20 protein-coding genes and 1 tRNA gene are annotated in these 23,541 nt (G+C 65.6%); 4 read left to right on the top strand and 17 right to left on the bottom strand.

Features of this window, described 5'->3' with window-relative positions:
* Positions 1-45: 45 nt before the first annotated feature.
* A complete protein-coding gene (locus tag A6F65_RS09230; RefSeq protein ID WP_169817022.1) occupies positions 46-669 on the bottom strand; it encodes an energy transducer TonB in 624 nt (207 codons plus the stop codon).
* Positions 670-717: 48 nt separating this feature from the next.
* On the bottom strand, positions 718-1,416 hold the full coding sequence (locus tag A6F65_RS09235) for an energy transducer TonB (RefSeq protein ID WP_083989404.1): 699 nt from the start codon (positions 1,414-1,416) through the stop codon (positions 718-720).
* Between the two features lie 147 nt (positions 1,417-1,563).
* On the opposite strand from A6F65_RS09235, the gene A6F65_RS09240 reads away from it, so the two are divergent.
* The 3 genes from A6F65_RS09240 to A6F65_RS09250 are packed head-to-tail and all read left to right on the top strand — an operon-like array spanning position 1,564 to position 4,699.
* The gene (locus tag A6F65_RS09240; protein ID WP_067788060.1) at positions 1,564-2,622 is read left to right on the top strand and encodes an acyltransferase family protein; all 1,059 of its coding nucleotides are present in this window, start codon (positions 1,564-1,566) and stop codon (positions 2,620-2,622) included.
* A 32-nt stretch (positions 2,623-2,654) separates the two neighbouring features.
* A complete protein-coding gene (argJ, locus tag A6F65_RS09245; protein ID WP_067788062.1) occupies positions 2,655-3,881 on the top strand; it encodes a bifunctional glutamate N-acetyltransferase/amino-acid acetyltransferase ArgJ in 1,227 nt (408 codons plus the stop codon).
* Between the two features lie 8 nt (positions 3,882-3,889).
* Entirely contained in the window at positions 3,890-4,699 is an 810-nt protein-coding gene (locus A6F65_RS09250; protein WP_067790413.1) for an inositol monophosphatase family protein, read from the top strand.
* Between the two features lie 118 nt (positions 4,700-4,817).
* On the opposite strand, the gene trxA is transcribed toward A6F65_RS09250, so the two are convergent.
* The 8 genes from trxA to ahcY form a co-directional block, all read right to left on the bottom strand.
* A complete protein-coding gene (gene trxA / locus A6F65_RS09255) occupies positions 4,818-5,138 on the bottom strand; it encodes a thioredoxin (protein WP_067788066.1) in 321 nt (106 codons plus the stop codon).
* Between the two features lie 68 nt (positions 5,139-5,206).
* On the bottom strand, positions 5,207-8,725 hold the full coding sequence (gene addA, locus A6F65_RS09260; RefSeq protein ID WP_067788068.1) for a double-strand break repair helicase AddA: 3,519 nt from the start codon (positions 8,723-8,725) through the stop codon (positions 5,207-5,209).
* The gene (gene addB / locus A6F65_RS09265; protein WP_067788072.1) at positions 8,722-11,736 is read right to left on the bottom strand and encodes a double-strand break repair protein AddB; all 3,015 of its coding nucleotides are present in this window, start codon (positions 11,734-11,736) and stop codon (positions 8,722-8,724) included. Before addB ends, addA begins: the two co-directional genes overlap by 4 nt.
* Complete coding sequence (locus A6F65_RS09270; RefSeq protein ID WP_205631872.1) at positions 11,729-12,445, bottom strand: nucleotidyltransferase family protein; 717 nt, start codon at positions 12,443-12,445, stop codon at positions 11,729-11,731. The genes addB and A6F65_RS09270 overlap by 8 nt, the downstream gene beginning before the upstream one ends.
* Positions 12,442-13,449, bottom strand: a complete 1,008-nt coding sequence (locus tag A6F65_RS09275; protein ID WP_067788074.1) for an aminoglycoside phosphotransferase family protein — start codon at positions 13,447-13,449, stop codon at positions 12,442-12,444. Before A6F65_RS09275 ends, A6F65_RS09270 begins: the two co-directional genes overlap by 4 nt.
* Positions 13,446-13,883: a tRNA (adenosine(37)-N6)-threonylcarbamoyltransferase complex ATPase subunit type 1 TsaE gene (tsaE, locus tag A6F65_RS09280; RefSeq protein WP_083989406.1), complete on the bottom strand. Its 438-nt coding sequence runs from the start codon at positions 13,881-13,883 to the stop codon at positions 13,446-13,448. Before tsaE ends, A6F65_RS09275 begins: the two co-directional genes overlap by 4 nt.
* Positions 13,884-14,004: 121 nt before the next feature.
* On the bottom strand, positions 14,005-16,344 hold the full coding sequence (locus A6F65_RS09285; protein ID WP_067788076.1) for a PAS domain-containing sensor histidine kinase: 2,340 nt from the start codon (positions 16,342-16,344) through the stop codon (positions 14,005-14,007).
* Positions 16,345-16,519: 175 nt separating this feature from the next.
* On the bottom strand, positions 16,520-17,938 hold the full coding sequence (gene ahcY, locus A6F65_RS09290) for an adenosylhomocysteinase (protein WP_157093106.1): 1,419 nt from the start codon (positions 17,936-17,938) through the stop codon (positions 16,520-16,522).
* A 179-nt stretch (positions 17,939-18,117) separates the two neighbouring features.
* Here ahcY and A6F65_RS09295 point away from each other — a divergent pair, with 179 nt between their 5' ends.
* Entirely contained in the window at positions 18,118-18,597 is a 480-nt protein-coding gene (locus A6F65_RS09295) for a peroxiredoxin (protein WP_067788078.1), read from the top strand.
* Positions 18,598-18,663: 66 nt separating this feature from the next.
* On the opposite strand, the gene A6F65_RS09300 is transcribed toward A6F65_RS09295, so the two are convergent.
* The 7 genes from A6F65_RS09300 to A6F65_RS09330 form a co-directional block, all read right to left on the bottom strand.
* The gene (locus tag A6F65_RS09300; RefSeq protein ID WP_237164802.1) at positions 18,664-19,212 is read right to left on the bottom strand and encodes a DUF4287 domain-containing protein; all 549 of its coding nucleotides are present in this window, start codon (positions 19,210-19,212) and stop codon (positions 18,664-18,666) included.
* Positions 19,213-19,230: 18 nt separating this feature from the next.
* Positions 19,231-19,629 carry a DUF1761 domain-containing protein gene (locus A6F65_RS09305; RefSeq protein ID WP_067788080.1) on the bottom strand — a complete coding sequence of 133 codons (399 nt, stop codon included), beginning with the start codon at positions 19,627-19,629 and terminating at the stop codon, positions 19,231-19,233.
* An 89-nt stretch (positions 19,630-19,718) separates the two neighbouring features.
* A complete protein-coding gene (locus A6F65_RS09310; RefSeq protein ID WP_067788083.1) occupies positions 19,719-20,315 on the bottom strand; it encodes a TetR/AcrR family transcriptional regulator in 597 nt (198 codons plus the stop codon).
* 85 nt (positions 20,316-20,400) lie between these two features.
* The gene (folE, locus tag A6F65_RS09315) at positions 20,401-21,009 is read right to left on the bottom strand and encodes a GTP cyclohydrolase I FolE (protein WP_067788086.1); all 609 of its coding nucleotides are present in this window, start codon (positions 21,007-21,009) and stop codon (positions 20,401-20,403) included.
* Positions 21,010-22,569 (bottom strand): phospholipase D-like domain-containing protein, encoded by a 1,560-nt coding sequence (locus A6F65_RS09320; RefSeq protein WP_083989409.1) that lies wholly within the window; start codon positions 22,567-22,569, stop codon positions 21,010-21,012.
* Positions 22,570-22,597: 28 nt separating this feature from the next.
* Positions 22,598-23,083, bottom strand: coding sequence for a hemerythrin domain-containing protein (locus A6F65_RS09325; protein WP_067788089.1), 486 nt, complete (start codon positions 23,081-23,083; stop codon positions 22,598-22,600).
* Between the two features lie 365 nt (positions 23,084-23,448).
* A tRNA-Arg gene (locus tag A6F65_RS09330) sits at positions 23,449-23,525 on the bottom strand.
* Positions 23,526-23,541 lie beyond the last annotated feature (16 nt).

The raw sequence follows: 23,541 nt of genomic DNA on the forward strand, positions 1-23,541 counted from the left end.
CGCGCTAGATAGCGACGATTGCGGGAAAGTCCATCGCGCGCGTGGTCATTCCACCACTTCGTGCGTTACCTGCACACGCGTGGTGACACGCATGCGTACCGGATTGCCGTCCTCGTCGCGCTGCTGGACGTAGCGCGCCTGCCCGGCCGTTTCGCAGAACATTCGAGCCCTGGGACCAAACCCGCCCTCGGCCTTCGTAACGCCGCATTCCTCCACCTCGCCATTCGTGCCGACGATCAGGTAAGTCTCGATAACGGTCGGTTCGGGCAGATCGCGCGTATCCAGTTTCCACATGATGCGGTTGCGGTATGTGCTGGCGATAGGTTTGCCTGCATCGTCGCGCGCCGGATCGAAGCGCGCCCGCTGCATCAGGGCATCGCAGGCGGCGGCGTCGAGGTCGGCTGAGCCGGAGCTTTCCGTCACCGTGCAACCGATCGGCCTGCCATCGGGCCCGACCTGTAGCATGAAGCTCACATTGCCTTCGCGACCATCACGGCGCGCCTCGACCGGGTAATCGTCCGCCGTGAGCCAGCTTCCGGGCGAGGTTTTCGGCGTTGCCGGGCGACCGGGCGTGTCCGGGCCGACCGGCTCGTATGTAACGACCTCTTCGACGCTAAGGGTGACACCTTCGTCCTGCGCTGCGGCGGGCAAAACGAAGGCAACTGCCACCGATGCAGCGCCCAAACGGCAAATGTTCCAAGCGGCCATGTTTCGCTCCTATTCCGCCGGAAGCGGCAACTCCGTGACTTCGATCGATAATTGGACACGCTTGTTGATCGGCACGCCGTTTTCGTCGCGGTAAGGTGGCTCGCTCGATCTGTTCGGGCACGGGTTTCCCCCGAAGTCCTCTCGCATGTTGCGCGGGACGTCGCCGGCCATATTTACGATCTCGCAATCGAACAGCCGACCATCGGCGCCGACGGTATATGCGATCGCCACTGAGAATATGCCGAACTGCGGCTCGCGCTTGCGCCAGTAATGATTTCCGCGAACCGTTCCAGCTGCTTTGTTCAGCCCTTCCTGGATGACCTCGCCGCGTTCGAGCACAATCGGGCACGTCGCTGCGTCGAGCACCTCGCTGCCGCTCGATTCGGTTATCCGGCAGTCGATAATCGAGCCATCGATTGCATGGGCCACTTCAAAGTAGACACGCCCTTCTTCGTCATTCCGCCAGGCTTCGGCTGGATAATCCGCATGCCGGATGCCGGTCCTGTTCAAATAGGCGCGGTCGCAAACGATCGCTTCTTCGCCATCTTCGATGACGCGCGCACATCCATCGGCGCCTTCGATATCGACGACTACTGCGACGGTTTCGACTGCGGCCTCCTCGACCGCTTCCTCTGTCGACTGCGCCGTAGCAGGCGCGGTCGATGCGCTGCACGCAAGCAGCAACACTGCGACCCAAGATTTCCGCATACTCTACCCTTTCGTGCCGACGGCAAGATCCGGCTTAGTGATGGCAGATGCGCCCTTATGCCGAAAGGGTTTTACCGGGTATCAACCATGTTCGCGTAGCGCGCGTACTGACGGGCATCTCGAAGGGCCGGGCTAGGGTATAGGCGAATGAGCAAGGACTGGACAAAAGAAACGAAAGCGCCTGCGCGCCTGCCTCTGCTGGACGGCCTGCGCGGCGTCGCCGCATTCGGCGTGCTGGCCTTTCACCTGCCCGGCTTCTTCCCTGTCGGCGAAGCGATGCAGCGCGGCTATCTGTTCGTGGATCTGTTCTTCCTGCTGAGTGGGTTCGTGCTGACGCCCGTGGTCGCTGCGAAGAACGCAAAGGGCATGCGCGCGCGCGATTTTTTCCGGGCGCGCATTCTGCGGTTCTGGCCGCTGGCAGCAATAGGAACCTTATTGGCCGCCTGCCTCCTTTCGATCACGCCGGGAGCGGAATTGATCCCGTTGAAGTTTGCGCTGGCGCTTGCCTTCGTGCCGGCATTCTTCGTGGCGGAGGCGATTTTCCCGCTCAATGTCGTGCAGTGGAGCCTGTTCTGGGAATTGCTGGCCAATGGAGCCCACGCCCGGTTCTTGGACCGATGGAAGGACCGCGCCCTGATCGCCATCGTCGTGTTGGCCGGAGCTGCGCATGGCGGAGCCATTCTTGCATCTGGACATGGCAACCTTGGCGCGCATGTCGACGACTTCGCACTCGCCCTGCCGCGTATCGTCTTCAGCTATTGCATGGGCATGCTGATCGCGCGCCACTTTCGCGGAGCGTTTGTCACCCCATGGCATCGATGGATGCTGCGGCTTGCTTTACCAATCGCGGCCGTCGCCCTTCTGCCTTTGGCCGGAGCCTACATCGCGTGGCTGGAAGCCGCCGTGGTCCTTTTCGCGTTGCCAGCCTGTTTCTGGCTGATCGCGCAGTGTCAGCCCTCGGCGGCATGGCATGCGGGGCTGTCGTGGCTCGGCAGCATCTCATTCCCGCTTTACGCCGTGCACATGCCGATCCTCATCGCCTCGCAAATGATGACCTTTCTGCTGCTGGAAGAGATTTCGTGGCATGGCGCCGTCATCGCGCTCGTCCTTACTGTATTCGCCTCCGCATGGCTGGCGCGCGTGATGGAACCGGGGCGCGTCTGGCGGCGGGCCACGGGTCCGCAGGCAGCACCCAACCCGGCTTGACCACGGCGGGGCGATAGCGCAACCGCTGGACCATGGACCTGACCCGCAGCCCGCTTGCCCTGCCCTTCCCCGACATGCCGCAGATTGCCGGCGCAGTGCCGCGCGTGGCCCGCGCGCGTTACAAGGACTGGGACCGCTGCGACCTCACTTTCGTGGAGCTGGCCGAGGGCACCAGCGTGGCGGGCGTCTTCACGCGCAATGTCTGCTGCTCCACCGAAGTGGAAATGGGGCGCGAGCAGGTGAAGGCCGGCCACGCGCGGGCGCTGGTGGTCAATGCGGGCAATTCCAATGCCTTTACCGGTTATCGCGGGCGCGAGGCGGTGGAGCAGATCATGGCGCAGGTGGCCGATGGGCTGGGCTGCGCGCACAATGAGGTCTTCGTCAGCTCCACCGGCGTGATCGGCGTGCCGCTGCCCAAGGACAAGGCGCGCGATGGCGTCGCCGCGGTGATGCAGGCGGAGCCTTGCAGCTGGCAGGACGCCGCCGCGACCATCGCCACGACCGACACCTTCGACAAGGGGGCCTCCGCCTCCGCCATGCTGGGCGAGACGCGCGTGGAGCTGGTCGGCATCGTCAAGGGCAGCGGCATGATCGCGCCCGACATGGCGACCATGCTGGGTTACATCTTCACCGATGCCGCCGTGGCCCCCGCCTTCCTGCAGGAATGCCTCAGCCGCGCAAATGCCGGCACCTTCAACTGCATCACCGTGGATAGCGACACATCCACCAGCGACACCGTGCTGGCCTTTGCCACCGGCAAGGCTGGCAATGCCCTGCTGGACGGATGGGACGCGCCGGGCGCGGATGCTTTTTTCGCAGCCGTGCAGGACGTGTGCCGCCAGCTCGCCCACCTCGTGGTGCGCGACGGCGAAGGGGCGAGCAAGTTCATCGAAGTGCGCGTGTCGGGCGCAGCGTCTGACGAAAGCGCGCGGCGCGTGGCGCTCGCCATCGCCAACTCCCCGCTGGTGAAGACGGCGATCGCAGGCGGCGATGCGAACTGGGGCCGCGTGGTCATGGCGGTGGGCAAGGCGGGCGAACCGGCGGACCGTGACAGGCTCTCCATCGGTTTTGGCGGCACATGGGCCGCGCGCGACGGACAGCCCGTGCCGGATTACGACGAGGCGCCCGTGGCGGAACATCTCGCGGGGCAGGAAATCCGTGTCGAAGCCGATCTCGCGATGGGCGATGGCAGTGCCACCGTTTGGACCTGCGACCTGACGCACGGTTATATCGACATCAACGCGGATTACCGCTCGTGAGCGACATCATGGCTTTCGACGGCGAAGTAGAGCGCCTGATGCGCGATGTTTCGCAGCGCATCATCCTGCCGCGCTACCGCAACCTCGCCAGCGGGGAGGTTGAAGACAAGGCCAAAGACGGGGAAGCCAACGATCCCGTCACCATCGCGGACCGCGAGAGCGAGGAGGCCCTGCGCGCGGGGCTGGAGAAAATCATGCCCGGCCTCGCCGTGGTGGGCGAGGAAGCCGCTCATGAGGACGTTGCGGTACTGGAGCGCCTGTCCGGCGATTGCTGGATCATCGACCCGCTGGACGGCACGCGCAATTTCGCGTCCGGCAAGCCGCCCTTCGGGATCCTTTTGGCCATGGCATCGGGCGGCGAGGCGCACACGGGCTGGATCCTCGATTGCCTGACCGGGCGCTTTTGCATCGCCCATCGCGGCAAGGGCGCATGGGTGGACGGCGAGCGGGTGCAGGCGCGCGAGACCGGGCAGGACCAGCCCGTGGCCGCCATCAGCTTCCTGTTCATGGACGCAGAGGAGCGGGTGCGCGTGCAGCAACATATCGCGCCGCATTACACCCTCACCGACATCCCCTATTGCGCGGCCGAGCAATATCCGCGCCTGGCGCTGGGCGAGAACGACGTGTCGATCTTCGAGCGCACGCTGGCGTGGGACCATGCGGCGGGCGTGCTTTGGCTGAACGAGGCGGGCGGAAAGGCCGCGCGGCCCAATGGCGATGCCTACCGCGTCGACGAAAAAGGCCGCACCGGTCTTATCGGTGCGGCCTCTTCGCGTTTGTGGGATGGGCTGGCGGAGCGGCTTGCCGCCATGGCCTGAAGAGCTCCACCGAAGTGAGCCCCAGCGAAGGCTGGGACCTCCGTCAATTGGGGCGCAAGTTGACGCTTAATGCCAAACCGGCAGGAGACCCCGGCCTTCGCCGGGGCTCACGCCGGACCTACAGCTCGCTTTCGATCCATTCCTTCAGCTGGCCCTTGGGCGCTGCGCCCAGTTTCTGGGACACGGCCTCGCCATTCTTGAACAGGACCAGCAGCGGGATGGACTGCACGCCCATCTTGCCGGGCGTTTCGGTGTTTTCCATGATGTCCATCTTGGCGATGGTCACCTTGTCGCCCAGTTCCTCGCTGATTTCCTCCAGCGCGGGGGCGATCATCTTGCACGGGCCGCACCATTCGGCCCAGAAGTCGACCAGCACGGGCTTGTCGGAATCCAGCACATCGGCCTGGAAGCTGTCATCGGTAACGGTGGTGGTGGCCATTGCGGCTCTCCTGAATTTCGTCTCGTTTCGCCGCCCCATCTAGGCGCGGCACACGCTTAGACAACACGTCAGGCGCGAAAGCTTTCCACACCTTCGCGCAAGCGGGGCTTGTTTGCGGCCAGCATTTCGCCCGGAATCGCGATCAGCTGCGGGGTCTGCGTATAGAGCACGGCTGCCTCCACGCGCTTGCCCGGGAAGATCACGCCCAGCGCAGCGGCATAGGCGCCCATTTGAGCCAGAGTGCCGGAGGGCACCTGGTCGAGGCTTTCCGGCGGACGCCGCGCGGTCTTGAAATCGACCACCAGCACGCGGTCCTCCTCCACCAGCAGGCGGTCCGCCGTGCCGGCTATGACCTGCCCGTCCACCGTCGCAGCGAGCGGTACTTCGGCCAGCGCGCCGGGCCCGAAGATCGCGGCCCAACCGTCCTGCGCCAACACGCCCAGCGCATTGGCGACCATTTCGGCGCGATAGCCCTCGTCCATGTCACCCGCATGGCGCGCCAGCCAGTCGAGCGCGCGTGCCTCCCGCTCGTCCGCGGGGACATCCGGCAGGCGCTCCAGCAGCGCATGGATCAAAACGCCGCGACGGGCCGCATCGGCATCCCCGCCCGGCGGGAATGGCGGCGCGGGACTGTCATCCGCCCCGGCGCTGGACGGCGCGAGCGGACGCGGCGGGCGCGGCTCTGCGCCAACGGGCCGCACCGCCCAATCCGGCAATGCGGACGCCTTTGTATCGTCCCTGCCCTTCGCCGCGCCGGAGGCACCGGGCATGTCACTGCGCGCGCTGCCGAGCATCTTGCGGCCATGCCAGATGGGATCATCCTGCCAGTCGCCATTGAACAACGGATCGAGCCGGGCATACCAGCTATCCTCATGCGGCGCCTTGTCGCGCGAGCCGAGCGATCCGGCGATGAACAGCGCCTCCTCCGCACGGGTCATGGCGACGTAAAGCAGGCGCCAGTGCTCCTCCAGCTCCGCTGCCGTGGCGGCGTCATGCGCCTCGGCCACGGGACCGGCACGGTCGGCGGATGGCAGGCGCGGGATTGGGATCTCGTGCTTCTCCATCAGCTGTTCCAGCCCGCGTGCCTCGGCCTCTTCCAGCGTCACTTCCGGGCCCATGCCGCCGGGCCTGCCAGCAGCATCAGCCAGGATAACGATGGGTTTCTCCAGCCCTTTGGATCCGTGCACGGTCATCACCTGCACCAGCCCCTCGCCCGCGCCCGCCTCGCGCTTCAGCTCCCCGTCGCCGGCATCGAACCAGTGGATGAAACCCGTCAGGCTGGCGGTGTGGGTGGCGGCATATTTCTGCGCCGCGCCGAGCAGTTCGTCGATCGGATCGTTCGCTTCCGTGCCCAGACGCGTGACCAGTTTGCGGCGCCCCTGCCAGCCTTCGGTCAGCATCCAGTGCAGCAGCGCCAGCGGCGTTTCGAAGTCCGCGCGCGCCAACAATTCGTTCAGCTTCTCAACGGTTTCCCGCACCTTTGGCGCAGCGTCTCCGCGCCGCAGATGCCGCCAGAGCGAGCGCTTGTCCGGCCGATATGCATGCTCCAGCAGGTCATCCTGCGACCAGCCGACCAGCGGGGAGACGAGGAGGTTCGCCAGCTCCAGGTCATCCAGCGGCTGGGCTGCGAAACGCAGCGCGCTCATCAAATCCTTCACCGCCAGCGGGGCGCCCAGCCGCAGCCGGTCCACCCCTGCCACCGGCACGCCGCGCGCATATAGGCGAGCCACGATCAGCCCGGCAAGGTCGCGGCGCTTGCGCACCAGCACCATGATATCTCCCGGCCCAGCGCGGCGCGGCTTGCCGTCCTGCCCTTTCAGCAGCGGGAAGCCGGTATCCATCCACGCCCTGACCTGCCGCGCGATCCGGTCCGCCAGCACGCGTTCGGGGCGCGAGAGCCAGCCTTCCGCGCCCTCCTCGCCCGATGCCTCGCGGTCTTCCTCCCCGCCCACCGGGGGCCAGATCACGACTTGGCCGGGCAGGCCCGAATTGAAGGCGCTGTGCTTTCCGGGCGGCTCGCGCAGGCCGATCGCCTGCCAGCCGACCGCTGCCACCGCTTTGTCCACGAAATCGAGGATGTCCTGTGCGGTGCGGAAGCTCTGGTCGAGGCCGAATTCCTCCAGCTTGCGCGGCTGGATATTCGGGTCACGCAGCGCCTCGGCATTGGCAGCGGCCTCGTCCATTTCGCGGCGGAAGCGCAGGCGGGCCGCCTCGAAATTCTCCGGGCTCGTGCCCTGGAAGCGGAAGATAGCCTGCTTGTAATCGCCGACCACGAAGATGGTGCGCAGCCGCTCGCCCCGCTGGCCAAGCCCGCTGAAGAATTCGCCCGTCAGCGCCTCCACGATGGACCATTGCGCGGCATTGGTATCCTGCGCCTCGTCGATCAGGACATGGTCGAATTGCCGGTCCAGCTTGTAGCGGATCCACGGGCCAAGGTTGCCATCGCCCAGCAGGCGCGCAGCCTTGCGGATCTGGTCATCGAAATCGATATAGCCTTCGCGCTGTTTCGCCTCGTCCCAGGCCAGTGCGAATATCCGGCCCAGCTCCAGCGCGGGGGCGAGCCAGCCTGCGAGCTCCAGCAGCGCCCTGCGCCCGCGCACTTCGCGAACGGCATCGGCGATGTTCTGCTGCTTGTCGCCAAAGGACGGATCGTTCTTTTCCGCCCCCTTGTTGATGGTGGGATCGCCGTCCTTCTTCAGGATGCAATTGCGCTGCGAGAAACCGTCCAACGCCTCGGCCCGCTCCGCCGGTGTCATCTCCAGCCAGCGCGTCGTAAAATCGCGGATCGTGTCCGCCGCTTTGGTCTGCCAGCCTTCAAGCGCAGGCAGCAGGCCGCGCATGGCGTCCACCGGGAAGGCCTCGTCGCTGCACGCCTCAGCCACCCACGCCTCGTCCGCATCGGCGGGCATGCCAAGCAATTGCTTCACGCGGCCCGCCATTGGCGGCCGCCATGCGCCGTGGCCGATCCACGCGGCGCGCGCATCGGCGCAGCGCATCAGGAAGCCCTGCACGGCATCGGGGCCGAGCCTGCGGCTGAGCAGCGCGATGGTTTCCAGCGTAGCCGTGTCCTGCGCCCGCTCCGCCTCCACCAGCATGTCCGCCAGCACATCGCGCGCCAGCAGGTCGCGGTCCCGGTCCTCCATCGCGCGGGTGCCCGGGGTGAGCCCGACCTCTTCCGGGAAGGCGGAGAGCAGCCATTGCGAGAAGGCGTGGATCGTATCAATCCGCAGGCCCCCGCCCGGGCAATCGAGAACCTTGGCGAACAGCGTGCGAGCGCGGGCGCGGGTGTCCGGCGTGATCGGCGCACCGATATTGCCCAGCTCGATGCCCAGCCTGTCGTCCGGCAGCCGCACCCAGCGGGCCAGCACCTCGTTGATGCGCGTCGCCATTTCCGCCGCGCCCGCCTTGGTAAAGGTCAGGCACAGGATCTGCGAGGGACCAATGCCGGGTTGCAGCAGCAGGCGCAGCACACGGGCGGAGAGGACCTGCGTCTTCCCCGTGCCGGCCGAAGCGGAGAGCCAGATGCTGTCCTGCGGGTCGACGGCCTTCTGCTGCTCGCCGGCGAGGGGATAGACTTCGCCGCTCATGCCGGGTCCCCCTCTTCGTTGGCGTCGTCCTCACGCGCGAACCATTCGTCCAGCCTCATCAGCTGGTCGTAATCGTTATAGACCGGAACGTCGGGGTTCAGCCGCGCGGTGAAGGCCTCATTGCCCGCAATCCAGCGGTCGATGGCATCGTCGAGATAGGCCTTCGTGACCGGAAGGAAATCCTCCAGCGGCAGGCCGCTCTGGCGCGCGTTCTCCTTCACCGGGCTGGCGACATAGCCGAACTGGTCAGCCTTCTTCGCAAGGCTCCAATATTCGAACGCCGCGGGGTCGCCCTCCACGCCATCGAACGCGCCGCCTTGCGCCATCAGGCCCATGATGCCGAGCTGCAAGGCGTAGCCCTGCTCCACCATCTTGCCGCTGGGCGGGCCGCCGGTCTTGTAATCCACTATGGCGAGCGAGCCGTCCACCAGCCGGTCGACCCGGTCCACCCGGCCGCGGATGGTGACGCCGCGATACATCCACTCGCCCTTCTCCTCCCACGCCAGCACCTTGCGGCCATCCTGCGCGGAGACTTCCTGCACCACCCATTCCAGCGCGGCGACGAGGCGTGGACGCCACAGGCCGGCCATCAGCGGGTGAGCATTCTCCTCTGCCAGCACAGCATCGGCGATGTCCTCGATCCGCCCACCATTCTCGTGCCAGCGTTTCAGGATTTCATGCGCCGCCGTCCCCTTCCACGCGGCGGATGGCTCCTCGTCCAGACCCTCCATGGCGGAGAGGCCGAGGATGGCGTTGGCGTAGAATTGGTAGGGATCGGAGCGCAAATTATCGAGCGAGGTCGCGCGCATCGCAACCTGTCGCTGGACGCTGGACGGCTTCGGCTCGGGCCGCGGATAGGCCTCGGCGGGCGGCGCATAATCCAGCGCCTCCGCCAGCTCGGGAATATCCGTCTCGCGGTAATCCTTCAGCAGATCACCCAGCAACGCCTGCACCCGCAGCAGGAAGCGGCTGGGGATCGCCGGGCCCTCGGCGTTGCGGGCCGCGCGGGAGAGCACGACTTCCGGCGCGCCGAGCAGTCCGGCAAGGTCATGCGCGGACAGACCGATGCGGAAATCGCCGCCCGGCACGCCCAGCGCGCGCAGCAATGGCGGCGCGAGCAGCGGGTCTGTCGCGGGCGTACCCGGCCATGTCCCCTCGTTCAGCCCGGCGCAGATCACCAGGTCCGCCCGCGTCATGCGTGCTTCCAGCAGGCCGTAAATGGCGACGCGCGGATGGCCGCCGAAGGGCGGGCGCACGGCGACGGCGTCCATCGCCTCGCGCAGCACGGCCACGGCATCCTCCAGCGACAGCTCCGGCCCGCATTCGCGCGCATGGACCTGCATGTCCCCGACGAAGCGCGACAGGGTGCGCCCATCCTCCCGCGCCCAGATGCGCGTGCCGCAAAGCTGCTCCGCACAGGCGACCAGCGTGTCCACGATCTCCGACAGAGGGGCACTTTCCTTCGCGCCAAGCGCCAGCAGCGGGGACACGACAGCCTCCACCTCCGCCCACCAGCCACGCGCGCCGTCCTCTCCCCTGGCCACGATGCTGGCGATATGCGCGCGCAGCGGCTCCAGCCCCGGCGCGGGGCGCGGGCCGCGCAGCTTGCGGTCGAGCAGGCGCGCATTGCGCAGCCATGCCTCGCGCGCCTCGGCATCCTGCCCTCCGGCATAGGGATGCTGCAGCAGCGCCATCAGCGGCACGGGCTGCAATTCCTGCGCGGCGGCATCGGCCAGCAGCAGGAACAGCCGCCCGGCAACCGTCTGCGATAGCGGCCGCCCGGCGGAATCGTCCGCCGCGATGTTCCAGCGGCGCAAGTGATGCACCACGCGCTGCGCCAGCGAGCGGTCCGGCGTGACGACCGCCACGCGCCTCTCCGGCTCGGCAATCGCCTGTCGCACCAGCAGGGCGATGGACTGCGCCTCATGCTCCGGATTGGCCGTGTTCATGATTCGCACGCCGGACAGGCGCCGTTCCTTTGCCTCGAGGTCCACCCAGCCCTTGCTCGCTTCGGGCGGCAGGAAGAGGTTGGAAATCGCATGGCTGCGCTCCGGCGGGCCCTTGCCGAGCCCGGCGCGGTGCCATTGCTGCACCTCGCCCCGGTTTACGCCCATGCGATTGAGCAGCAGCTTCAGGTGATATTGCGGATGGGTGACCGCATCGCCTGCGCCCAGCAACGTCTCGCCATCGGGATCGCCCGCACTGCCCAGCTCTGTCCAGACGGCATCGTCCATCGACAGGTCGAGATCGGGCAGCACCACCGCCCCGCGCGGCAACTCGCTGACCACGCGGAGCAGGTTCGCCAGTTCCGGCGCGGCGCTGGTTACGCCGGCTGCGACGATGGGCGTTTCCGGCGGATTGGCGCGCCACCGCTCGGCAGCATGTGCGAACAGGCGGTTGCGGCGGGTGGCGGCATCCACTTCGCCGCGCTCGCGCAATTCGGCCTGCCATTCGGTCACGAGCAGGTGGAACAACGCCGTATTGGCCTTCCAGTGGTCCGCCATCTCGGCCAGCACCTGCGCGACCCGCTCCTCCCACAAGGCGCCGGGATCGATATTCTCGACCTGCAAGCGGTCCAGCGCCGCGCCGACTTCGCGCGCCAGCCGCAGCCGGGCGGCAGGTGGCGGCACCTCGCGGCCCAGCTTGCGGCAGGCCTCCGGCATGAACTGCGCGATGCGGAACCAGCGGCGCTGCGGATCGGCGGCAGGCGGGATCGCCGCGCCCATGCCCAGAGGATCGAGCAGCGGGCCGAGCGTTTCGTCGAGGTCCAGGTCCCCCACCACCGCCATGCGCGGCATCAGCAGGCCCCCGCTTTCATCCGCGGCACCCGACAGGCGGATAAACGCCTCCTGCAAGGTGCGCGCGGCGCGGCTGGAGGGCAGCAGCAGCGTCAGCCGGGCGAGGCCGAAGCCATCCTCTGCGTATCGCGGCAACAGGCCCGCCACCAGTGCGTCGGCAAAGCCGCGATGGGCGGCGATGGAATAGACTTGCGGCGCCTGACGCTCAGCCAAGCTTCAGCGCCTCTTCCGTCGGGCGGATCGCCTGCGGCGTGCCCACTTCGTACCATTCGCCGGTAAATCTCACGCCGAACAGCCTGCCTTCCTCCATCGCGCGGGTCCACAATATGTTGGTCGAGAACGGACCTTCGGGCGCATCGCGCAGCAGGCGTTTCGAAACCAGCTGGATGCCCGTGTAGATATAGGGCGCGACGCGGCCCGATCGCCGCCGGATCAGCCGGCCCATGGCGTCCATGTGGAAATCGCCCTTGCCATCGAAATTGCGCGCGCCGGTGTGCGGCACCAGCAATAGCAGCGCGTCCATCTTCTCCGCATCCCAGGCGCGGCTGAGATCGTGGAAGGCGCTGGCCGGGCCATCCAGCCAGATATTGTCGGAATTGAGGCAGAAGAAGGGATCGGGCAGTTCGTGCTGCGCCTTCACAAGCCCGCCGCCGGTTTCCAGCAGCTGATCGCGCTCGTCCGAGATGGTGACGCGCGGCATCTTGCGCTCCAGCACATGGGCTTCCAGCGCATCGGCCAGATAATGGACGTTGACCACCGCCTTGGTCACGCCGGCATCGGCCAGCCGGTCCAACGCGTGGTCGATCAGGGGCTTGCCCGCCACGCGCACCATGGGCTTGGGCTGCGAGGCGGTGAGCGGGCGCATGCGCTTTCCCATGCCGGCGGCCATCACCATCGCGGTATCGCTGGCGAGTTCGTTCACTGCAATTTGCCCCCGTGATTGTCGCGCACATCCTGCGGGATATTGGCATCGAACCATTGCAGAACGGGGGCAAGCGCCGGGTGCTGCAGATCGCGCTCCAGTGCGGCCCAGACGCGGGGGATCATGCCGAGATAGCGCGGCTTGCCATCGCGTGTGTTGAGCCGGGCGAAGATGCCCACGATCTTGGCGTTTCGCTGCGCGCCGAGCCGCGCGTAATCGGCCCGAAAATCCGCGCCGGGCTGCGCTGCGGCCGCGTACCGCTCCAGCATTCGCGCTTCCAGTTCCTCGGAGACATCGCGCCGCGCATCCTGCAGCAGGCTGACGAGGTCGTAGGCAGGATGGCCCGCAAGAGCGTCCTGGAAATCGATCAGGCCCTGTGCGCCCGTCCCGTCGTTCGCGGGGCCGAGCAGCATGATGTTCTCCGCATGGTAATCGCGCAGCACGGTCACGCCGGGCGCCTGTCGCGGCATCATGGGGGCAAGCGCCTCTTCCCACGCGGAGCGCCAGCCATCGCCGTCGACCTCCAGCCCTGCCAGCGGGCAATACCACTCGGTGAACAGGTCCGTCTCGCGCAAATATGTCGCCATGTCATAGGGCGGGAACGGGCCTGCAGGCTCGCGGTGCAGGCGGGCCAGCGCATCCACCGCCGCGCCATAGGCTCCAGTCTCACCGGCCGGATGCTCGTCCAGCCAGTCGCGCATGCGATCGTCGCCGAAATCCTCTGTCAGCACCCAGCCCTTCGCGGCATCCTCGGCAAAGATGGCGGGCGCGCGCTGGCCGTGCTCCGCCAGCCATTTCGCGACGTGCAGGAAGGGCGCGGGGTCCTCGTGCGGCGGCGGGGCGTGCATCAGCATCGCCCTGTCCCCATCCGCGCGGGCCAGCCGGAAATAGCGCCGGAAGCTTGCATCGCCGGGGATCGGATCGACCATCGCATCGTCCCATCCACATCCGGCAAGGAAGGCGTGCATGCCATCGGGCAATTCGGCAGAATCTGGTGCGCTCATGGCATGCGTTCCTGCCAAGCGGCGCCGCCCGCGACAATGGCCTTGCGTCCCTCGCCCACGGTTTCCAGCGTGATTTGCAGGCAGCCCGCCTCTTGCGCGAAGCCGCCCGCGTTTTCAGGCCATTCGGCGATCAGGATTGCCCCGTCGCGATAATCGTCCAGCCCGATCTCGGCGGCTTCGGATGGATCTTCCAGCCGGTAGAAATCGGCATGGACCAGTCGCGGGGCAAGGTCGTCATAGACTTCCACGATGGTGAAGGTGGGCGACGGGACTTCGCCGCGATGCCCGCGCGCGGCGATGATGGCGCGGGCCAGCGTGGTCTTGCCCGCGCCCAGCCCGCCGGACAGCGAGATGACATCGCCCACGCGCATCACCTGTGCGATGCGCTGTCCGAAAGCGTCCATGCTGGCCAGATCGGGCAGGTCGTGAGTCACACTTACCTCCGCTCATCCTGAGCTTGTCGGACTCGTAGAGGGCGCGTAGCGCCAACGAGGCTGGCGTGGCGCTGGCGTGCTTCGACAGGCTCAGCACGAGCGGTGTTGGAGCCAAGCAGAATCACGGCAGCACAATTGTCACAGTGGTCCCCGCGCCCTTTTCGGACTGCAGGTTCAGGCGGCCGCCATGAGCCTCCACCAGTTGGCGGGCGAGCGGGAGGCCGAGCCCGCGCTTGCCCTTCCCTTCTGCATCGGCGCCCACGCGGTGGCCTTCCAGCGCGCGGGAGAGTTCTGCCGGGTTCATGCCCGGGCCATTGTCCGAAACCACGATCCGCGCCGCCTGCTTGCCGCGTTCAAGCGAAACAAGAATGCGGCCCTTGCGCGGCGTGGCGGAGATGGCGTTGTCCAGCACATTGCCCACGGCGCGCGCCATCTGGCGCTGGTCCAGCTGCGCCTTCCCGGCAGAGCGGCTGCCACGCAAATCCAGCGTAAGGTCCTTTGCCTCGATCGCCTCCTCCCGCTCGCGCACAACATTGGTGACGAATTGCAGCAGGTCCACCTCGTCCAGCGCCATGGGCAACAGGCCCGCCTCGCTCTGCGTCAGGTCCAGCACGCTTTCGATCTGGGTGGAAAGCCGCTCCACCGATGCGACGATTGCTGCGACATATTCCTGCCCCTGATCGCTCAGCGCGCCCGCGACGCCCGATTGCAGCAGTTCGGCAAATCCGCCGATGGAGGTTAGCGGCGTGCGGAATTCATAGGACATGTTGGCGAGGAAGCGGGTCTTGAGCGCGTCGGCTTCCTCCAGCGCGGTGGCCCGTTCGCGCAGCACGGTTTCGGAGCGGACGGAGTCGGTGACGTCCAGCAACGTCAGCATGCCGTTGCCATCGGGCAGCGGGACGCCGGCAAACTCCAGCGTGCGGCCGTCGGCCAGCTGTACGCGTCCGCCCTTCTGCTGGCGGTCCAGCGTGGCGGAGCGCACCACTTCGCCGATGGCCTTGCGCTGGCCGGGGCGGGCGAGCTGGGCCGCAAGCTTTTCCAGCAGCGTCTGGATCAGCGGGTGCCGGTCCAGCAGCTCCTCCTCCAGTCCCCACAGCTTGCCGAAGCTGCGGTTCCACAGCTGCAGGCGGCCATCGGGCGCGAAGACGGCGAGCGATTCGAACAGGTTGTCGAAAGTGGCGGTGCGGGTGCGCAGCAGCGTGTCGCGCGTGGCGGACAGCGCCAGCTGTTCGGAGCGGTCCTCCGCCACCAGCACCAGCCCGCCATCGGGCATGGGCTGCGCGATGATGCGAAGGTGCGTGCCATCGGGCAGTGTCCACGCCTCTTCCTGCGCCACATCGGTGGTGAACCAGTCGCGCAGCTCCGCGCGCCAAGCCGGGAAGTCGCGCGTTTCGGGCAGGCGCGCCTTGTCGCGCGCCATGTCCAGGAAACGGTCGAAGGCGGGCGGGTCGACATGGCAGGCGGCGGGCATGCCAAAGATGCGCTGAAACGGCTGGTTGGCAAAGGCCAGGCGCCGCTCACCATCGAACTGCGCCACGCCAATGGAAAGCTGGTCCAGCATGTTGCGCTGCGCCTCGCGGAACGCACGAAAGGCACGGGCCTGCTCCTCCATTTCCTCGATATCGATGGCGTAACCGGCCACGCCCTCCTCGCCCAGCGGCAGGTCCGATACGCGCAGGGTACGGCGCTGCGTGCCGATGGTGGCGTTGACGATGCGTTCCACCGGCAAGTCCTGGTCGCGCGCCTGGCCTGCGACCTGCGCAGCTTCCAGCCCGTCCACCGCCTCGACCAGCTCCACCTGCCCTTCGACAACGGTGGCGGCATCCTTCGCGCCCACAGCATCGACATAGGCGGAGTTGACCAGCCGCAGCTTCATATCCGGGCCGCGGAACCACATGGGCATGGGCGCGGCCTCGATCAGGCCGACCAGCGCCGCGAAATCGTTCTTGGCGCGCGCGGTCTCGGTGCGCAGGCGGGACAATTCGCCCTGGCTTTCGGAGAAGTCGAACCACCACAGCAGCGCTGCACCATGCGGCGCGACCTGCGCATTGGCCGCCTGCCCGCGCACGGCGAGGCTTCGCGTGGAGCCGCGCGGGGTCACGACCATGGAGAAAGGCGAGGCGGTCTTCTGCGTGCGGCGCACCGCCTCCTGCAGTTCCTCCAGGTGGTCGGCCGTCAGGCCCACCTGCGCCTGGTCAAGCTCGGACAGGTAACCGGGCATGGCATCCAGGCCCAGCCATGCGGCCAGCCGGTCCGGCCCTTCCAGCTTCCCGTCCGCCTTCACCAGCAGCGGCACGGCCGGGCTGTCCGCAATCATCCGGTCCAGACGCCGCGCCGCAGCCCGCGTCGCGCGCGCCTTTGCCACTTCGCGCCGGGCTGACAGGATCGCCCACATTGCCGCACCGGTCCACGCCGCCAGAAGCAGCCCGATCAGCACCAGCGCAGTGGGGGACAATTCCATGTTTCGACAGCTATGCGGCGCGCCTGAAGGTTGCAACCGCACATACGAAAAGGGCGACCCGGTTATACACCGGATCGCCCCTTTTTGTCTCTGCCGCGATCCCCGGCGAAGGCCGGGGTTCCCCACGGCGCCTCGCCAAGGCCGATGGAGATTCCTGCCTTCGCAGGGATTCACATCAGTAGCGATAGTGCTCCGGCTTGTACGGGCCTTCCACCGGCACGCCGATGTAATCGGCCTGCTGCTGGCTCAGCTGGGTGAGCTTCACACCCAGCTTGTCGAGGTGGAGCGCGGCCACCTTCTCGTCGAGGTGCTTGGGAAGGACGTACACGTCGTTTTCGTACTGGTCGGTGTTCTTCCACAGCTCGATCTGCGCCAGCACCTGGTTGGTGAAGGAGCAGCTCATCACGAAGCTGGGGTGGCCCGTTGCGCAGGCCAGGTTCACCAGGCGGCCCTTGGCCAGGATGATGATGGACTTGCCATCGTCGAACGTCACCACGTCCGTACCCGGCTTCAGTTCCTTCCAGTCGTAATTGTCGAGCGCCGAAATCTGGATCTCGGAATCGAAGTGGCCGATGTTGCACACGATGCTCATCGGCTTCATCGCCTTCATGTGGTCGGCGGTGATGACGTCTTCGTTACCGGTAGTGGTGACGAAGATGTCGGCGCGCTTGGTCGCCTCTTCCATCGTCACGACCTCGTAACCTTCCATCGCCGCCTGCAGGGCGCAGATCGGGTCGATTTCGGTCACCATCACGCGCGCGCCGCCATTGCGGAGCGAATCTGCCGAACCCTTGCCGACGTCGCCGAAGCCGGCGACGCAAGCGACCTTGCCGGCCAGCATGGTGTCGGTGGCACGGCGGATGGCGTCGACCAGCGATTCCTTGCAGCCGTAGAGGTTGTCGAACTTCGACTTGGTGACGCTGTCGTTCACATTGATGGCCGGGAAAGGCAGCTTGCCCTGCTTGGCCAGGCTGTACAGGCGGTGGACGCCGGTGGTGGTTTCCTCGGACACGCCCTTGATGTTCTGGACGCTCTTTGTGAGGTAGCCCGGCTTTTCATTCAGATAGGCCTTCAGCGCGCGCTGGAATTCGATTTCCTCGGCATTGGCAGGCTCGGGCAGTTCTTCGCCGGCTTCGACGCGGGCGCCCCACAGCGCGAACATGGTGGCATCGCCGCCATCGTCCAGGATGATGTTGGCGGTCTGGTCGGGATCGCTGTCGGTCGACCAGTCGAAGATGCGGCCGACATAGTCCCAGTAATCGGCCAGGCTTTCACCCTTCACGGCGAAGACCGGGATGCCCTGGTCGGCGATGGCGGCGGCAGCGTGGTCCTGCGTGGAGAAGATGTTGCAGGTTGCCCAGCGCACTTCCGCGCCCAGCGCCACCAGCGTCTCGATCAGCACGGCGGTCTGGATGGTCATGTGCAGCGAACCGGTGATGCGCGCGCCCTTCAGCGGCTGCTCCGCACCGTATTCCTCGCGCACGGCCATCAGGCCCGGCATTTCGGTGTTGGCGATGGCAATCTCGTCATGGCCGTACTGCGCCATGGAGATGTCCTTGATGATATATTCGTGCGAATGCTTCGTGTCGGTCACGCGCGGGTGCTCCTGTCGTGTTTTGGCTGGAGGCGTGCCGGGGCTCCGTGCACTGCCGGGGTATGGCGGGCCACATAGCGATGATGGGCGCGCAGGGCAAACCCCAAGCGCAACCTTGTCTCGCCAGCGGCTTCCCCTATGTGGGAGGCGGACGGGACGATGAAGGATTAGATGACAACATGGCAATTTCCGTAGGCGACAAGCTGCCCGATGTGACGCTGGTTAAGCCCGGCGCCGAAGGCCCCGAGAAAATCCAGAGCGGCGAGTACTTCGCCGGCAAGAAAGTGGCGCTGTTCGCCGTACCCGGTGCATTCACCCCCACCTGCTCCGCCCGGCACCTGCCCGGCTATGTCGAGAAGGCCGGCGACCTGAAGGCCAAGGGCGTGGATGAGATCGCCTGCACCTCCGTCAACGATGCCTTCGTGATGGACGCCTGGGGCAAGAGCGCGGATGCAGGCAGCGTGACCATGCTGGCAGACGGCAATGCCGAACTGGCAGAAGCACTGGGCCTGACGATGGACGGCAGCGGCTTCGGCATGGGCAAGCGCAGCCAGCGTTACTCCATGATCGTGGAAGACGGCGTGGTTAAGGAAATCAACGTGGAAGCGCCCGGCGACTTCAACGTCTCCAGCGCGGACCACATGCTGGGCCAGCTGTAAGCAAACCCGCAAGCTGACCAAACCGAAAAGGGCGCCCGCTGCGGCGCCCTTTTTTGATCGGGGGCCTCAATCCGCGCGGGAGTACGCCTCGTGCATCCAGCCCTTTACATCGTCGTCGAAATCCTCGAGCATTTGCAGGCGCACCCGGTGAGAGCACATGGCGTTGTAGGTCTCCAGCCGCCCGCCGGCTTTCTCGCCCTTCAGGGCCAGTCCAAGGTCAATGCGAGTCTTCGTGGCCGGCGTGATCAGCGCAAACTGCTTGGCACGCCGAAGGCTCACACTCGCTTTCTTCGGCGCAATCTCGACATCGTCGCCCAGCCCTTCTGCAAATGCCACGATGGCATCATAGATCGGCTTGAGCGCGGCCTTTGCGCCGGAGTACTGGTCCGCCACCGGGTCGGTTGGACGATCGCTTTCGAGCGCCTTCGCAGCGATCAAATTCGCGAAGCCGTGTCCGATCCCGTATTCGGCTTTGAGCCAGATCACGATCTTCCCGTGCTTGTCGAGCTGTGTCCGTCCGACGAGTTCCAGCCATTCACCAAGCGGCTTGCCGGTCTTGTCCGGCAGGTTGGCAATCATCGATGCGGCTTGTTCTTCAGGTGTCGCCATCGCCATTCACTCCCGGCGCGCCGATCAGGACAGCAAGCCGAAAATCACGCCGTAAAGCGTGAATTGCAGCGTCACATACCCCGCATTGATTGCCCAATGCTTCAGGCTGCGGCGTTCAAAGAGATAGACGATGCCAAGCGCTGCGCCGACCCAGAACAGTCCGGCTGAAAAGCCTGCCATTGCGCCGAACTGTACATCTACATCCGGACCGAGAAACATTCCGAAGACAAATGCAGCGACCAGCGACAGGACAAGCGCCAGCCCGAAGATCTTCGCCATGTTTCCTTCCGCAAGCTGTTCGTCGGACAGTCCGTTTTCGGCCTGCCACATCTTTCCGAACAGCGGGCCATACCAAATGCCGCCCAGCATGAAGGCGGAAACACCTGCCGCAATGACAGCAAACCAGTTCACTTCCATCGTCATTCTCCCCTTCGTGAATACAGCTGAAGTCCGCTTCCCTGCTGGTCGCCAGCCGCGTGTTCACATGAGGACGGGCCCTGCGGCGCCATCCCTCACGCGCGCTCGGCCTGCCGCTGAAGCAGATCCATATGATTGCGCAGAACGCTCACGTTGCGGTCGAAGACCGCAATGTCGCGCGCGGTCTTGGCCTGCATGATTGCGCCTTCCATGATCGTCAGGATGAATTCGGCCAGCGCGCGCCGGTCAAGATCGCCTGGGAAGCGATCCTTCGCTTCGATCAGACAACTCTCGACAGCGTCGACCCAATTCCGAAAATTCTGGTCAAGAAGCTCCCTCACGCGGGGGTCCGGCTCATGGATTTCGAGGGCGAGACCGCCGATGGGACAGCCATACTGGAAATCCGTCGTCAGCAGATGCATCCGATAGCCGGCGAGCAAGGCAAATATCTTGTCGATTGGATCGTCGACGCCCTGCCACGCATGGTCGAGCAGTCCGACGTCGATCTCGTCACGGTAGGTCTCGAGCACCGCGACAAGCACGTCCTGCTTCCCGGGGAAGAAATGGTAGAGGCTGCCGGAATGGACCTGGCTGCGGCTCAGAATGTCCGAGATCGATGTCGACTGGTATCCCTTGACCCAGAAGAGGTCCATCGCCGTGCGGATGATGATGTCGCGTGTCGCAGAGTTCATGCCCACGCATTAGCACCACTTGATTGAACGTTCAATCAAGTTTTTGAGTGAGCATTCAACTCGGCGCAAAGTGCGCCCATTTTAATCAGTAGCCCATCAGGCTGAGCACTTCCTTTCGGCTGCGCTGGTCTTCCAGGAAGGTGCCCATCATGCGGCTGGTGACCATGCCGACGCCGGGTGTGCGCACGCCGCGGGCGGTCATGCAGGCGTGCTGGGCGTCGATAACCACGGCCACACCCTGCGGCTTCAGATTTTCCCAGATGCAGTCCGCCACTTCGGCCGTCAGGCGTTCCTGCACCTGCAGGCGACGTGCAAAGCCGTGGAGGACGCGGGCGAGCTTCGAGATGCCCACGACGCGGTCCGTCGGCAGGTAAGCGATGGCTGCCTTGCCGATGATCGGGGCCATGTGGTGTTCGCAATGGCTCTGGAAGGGAATGTCCTTCAGCAGCACGATCTCGTTGTAACCGCCGACTTCCTCGAACACGCGCGACAGGTGCACTGACGGGTCTTCGGTGTAGCCGAGGCAGTATTCCTTCCACGCGCGCGCAACGCGGGCGGGCGTATCCAGCAGGCCTTCGCGCGTGGGATCGTCACCTGCCCATTCGATCAGGGTGCGAATGGCGTCCTGCACGTTTTCCGGCACGGGAGGCTTCCCGATCGGATTGTCTTCGTCCGGACCTACCAGGCTACCCATTCATCCATTCCCCTTGCGCAAGATGCGATTGCGGAGACGCCGCAACCGGCCCCCCTTACGGTATAGGCCGCCCTTCGCAAACGGTTCGAACATGTCTTCCGGGCTTTCGGGGTCGAGCAGCTGCGAATGGGCGAGCTTCTCCTCCGTCTCGTCAAGCTCCGGCGGATGGTACCGGCGCAGGCTGCGATGGTTGGTGCTGTCCGCATGGTCGACCATGCCGCTCATGGAGCCGTGGGTGTCCAGCGCCTCCGCCACGGCATCGGGGTCCAGCCCGGCATGTTCGCCCAGCAAGGCGTGACGCAGGCCTGCGATGGCGGCACCGTGCCTGTCATTGCCTGGCCGGGCGGTATCGATGAACAGGTCGCATTCGCTGTCCAGCCCCAGCGAACGGTTGTTGAAATTCGCCGAGCCGATGCGCAGCACCTCGTCATCCACGATCATGATCTTGGCGTGCACGTAGATCGGCGTTTCGCCTGAATGTGGCACCCAGATGGAGAAGCGGTGCTTATGGTCCGCCTCCTCTATGCAGCGCACCAGCTCGGCGCGGGCATGGTCCATCGCCTGCTGTTCCAGCCAGCCATCGGCATTGGCGGGATGGACCACGAAGACTTCGGGCGGGTCCTCCTCCTCCATCCGCGAGACGATTGCCTCGGTCAGCACGCGCGATGCGAAGTACTGGCTTTCGATATAGATAAATCGCTTCGCGCGGGCGATGTGGTCGAGGAACAGCTGCTCGATCTCGCGCACCTCGTCCCATTCGCGGTAAGCCGCGCGGGTTCGGGCGATGCCGATTTCCACATCCTCGAACATGACGTCCAGCCCGTCCGGCCACAGGCTGCGGTCGGCAGGCTCGATTTCGTCCAGCGGTTTGCCGCCCGCCCTGACCCAGCGATCGCGGCCAAGATCGTCCAGCGCGCCGGCAACCTCGCCTTCCATCATCATCGTGGCATCGTGCCAAGGGCCGTACTCAGCGCCGTCCGGCGTCTTGCGGGCCTCGTTATGCTCGTCATGGTCGGGCGTGTCCCAGCGCTCCATGGTCATATCGATGCCGCCGCACACGGCCAGCCGGTTGTCCAGCACCACGATCTTCTGGTGGTGGCTGCAACCCACGGGATGGGCATTGTCGAATTTGAAGTCGATGCGGCGATGGGGGAACCAGCGCAGCAGATCCGCCCACATCGCGCCGCGCACGACGAATTTGAACACCCCGAAACTCCATTTCAGGATGCGGATTTCCAGGTCGTCGCGGTGATTGGTCAGCCAGACGATGAAGCTGCCCAGGCGACTGGGATACTTGCTGGTCCTGATCCGCTGCCACCAGCGGCGCCCTTCGGTCAGGTGGATGCGGGTATCGAAATCCCAACCCACCATCATGATGCGGCGCCGCGCCTTCAGCATGCTGGACTGGATCGCGGCGAAATAATCCGCCGCGTCCACGATCACGGTCGCACGCTCGGCATGGACATAACGCCACACACCGGGCTCCACGCCATCTTCCAGGCGCGAGACCTCTTTGGGCTTCGGCTTCGGCTTCGACTCGCTGTCCGGCTCTTCTTTCACAAGCTGCAGACCCCCTGTGCAGCCAGGCTCATTCCTTGGCTTCTTCCGCCTCTTCCGGCGTGACCTCGACTTCGGCCTTTTCCGCCTTCTTGCGGCGATCGAACACGGACTTCATGTGCTCGCGGTCTTCATCGGTCAGGTGCTTTTCGAAATCGGGGAAGTGATCTTCTTCCTCTTCCTCGATGTGGTGGCGGTAATCGTGGTCGAGCTGCTTGAACTTGGTCATCCACGCGCTGGAGGACATGTCCGTAGCAGCCAGATCGTTCAGCGCCTCGTTCAGCTCGTGATGCTCGGCGACGGAATGGCGCGTCTCGTCCGTGGTGGGCGGCTTGCGCAGCATGGTGGAATAGAGCGCCTGCTCCTCGGCAGCCGCATGGCTCTTCACTTCCTTCGTGAACTGTTCGAGCAGCTGCTTGCGCTCCTCGGTCTCGCCGCTCGTCTCGGCCATCTTGTCGAGGATCTCGCGATGATGGTCGTGGTCTTCCTTGAGGCGGGCGAAAATATCTTGGGACATCGGTGTTCTCCTGCTGTTGCAGGACTAACCGGAAGCGGCAGGGGCGGTTCCACGATTGCTGGATGTGAGGGAAGAGGCAGCTGGTGTGGCGGCGCGCCCGGAAGGATTGGGCACGCGCTGCGCGCGCACCCGTCTCCGCCGCTGCGCGGCTCCGACTCCGAAGTTCGAACCTGCCGTGACCCGAAACTATAAAGGCCAGCCACCGCAGGGGTGACTGGCCTTTATAATGGCGCGCCCGGAAGGATTGGCCGCCGCCGCTTCGCGGCTCTGGCCCTCTGCGCGCCTGCGGCGCTTCGAGTGCGAAGTCCGCATCCTCCATGACAGAACCAAACAAGGCCACCCTCCGGTTGGAGGATGGCCTTGTTTGGCGCGCCCGGAAGGATTCGAACCTCCGGCCACCTGATTCGTAGTCAGGTACTCTATCCAGCTGAGCTACGGGCGCGCGCTAGGGGGCGGCA

Origin of the sequence: Paraurantiacibacter namhicola (assembly GCF_001687545.1) — a bacterium.
Lineage (GTDB): Bacteria > Pseudomonadota > Alphaproteobacteria > Sphingomonadales > Sphingomonadaceae > Paraurantiacibacter > Paraurantiacibacter namhicola.

Coding starts and splice junctions, on each gene's coding strand:
- A6F65_RS09275 (WP_067788074.1), bottom strand. CDS start 13,449: ATGAGCGCACCAGATTCTGCCGAATTGCCCGATGGCATGCACGCCTTC.
- trxA (WP_067788066.1), bottom strand. CDS start 5,138: ATGGCCACCACCACCGTTACCGATGACAGCTTCCAGGCCGATGTGCTG.
- addA (WP_067788068.1), bottom strand. CDS start 8,725: ATGAGCGGCGAAGTCTATCCCCTCGCCGGCGAGCAGCAGAAGGCCGTC.
- A6F65_RS09310 (WP_067788083.1), bottom strand. CDS start 20,315: ATGAACTCTGCGACACGCGACATCATCATCCGCACGGCGATGGACCTC.
- folE (WP_067788086.1), bottom strand. CDS start 21,009: ATGGGTAGCCTGGTAGGTCCGGACGAAGACAATCCGATCGGGAAGCCT.
- A6F65_RS09305 (WP_067788080.1), bottom strand. CDS start 19,629: ATGACGATGGAAGTGAACTGGTTTGCTGTCATTGCGGCAGGTGTTTCC.
- A6F65_RS09235 (WP_083989404.1), bottom strand. CDS start 1,416: ATGCGGAAATCTTGGGTCGCAGTGTTGCTGCTTGCGTGCAGCGCATCG.
- A6F65_RS09295 (WP_067788078.1), top strand. CDS start 18,118: ATGGCAATTTCCGTAGGCGACAAGCTGCCCGATGTGACGCTGGTTAAG.
- A6F65_RS09300 (WP_237164802.1), bottom strand. CDS start 19,212: ATGGCGATGGCGACACCTGAAGAACAAGCCGCATCGATGATTGCCAAC.
- A6F65_RS09285 (WP_067788076.1), bottom strand. CDS start 16,344: ATGGAATTGTCCCCCACTGCGCTGGTGCTGATCGGGCTGCTTCTGGCG.
- A6F65_RS09240 (WP_067788060.1), top strand. CDS start 1,564: ATGAGCAAGGACTGGACAAAAGAAACGAAAGCGCCTGCGCGCCTGCCT.
- A6F65_RS09325 (WP_067788089.1), bottom strand. CDS start 23,083: ATGTCCCAAGATATTTTCGCCCGCCTCAAGGAAGACCACGACCATCAT.
- argJ (WP_067788062.1), top strand. CDS start 2,655: ATGGACCTGACCCGCAGCCCGCTTGCCCTGCCCTTCCCCGACATGCCG.
- A6F65_RS09250 (WP_067790413.1), top strand. CDS start 3,890: ATGGCTTTCGACGGCGAAGTAGAGCGCCTGATGCGCGATGTTTCGCAG.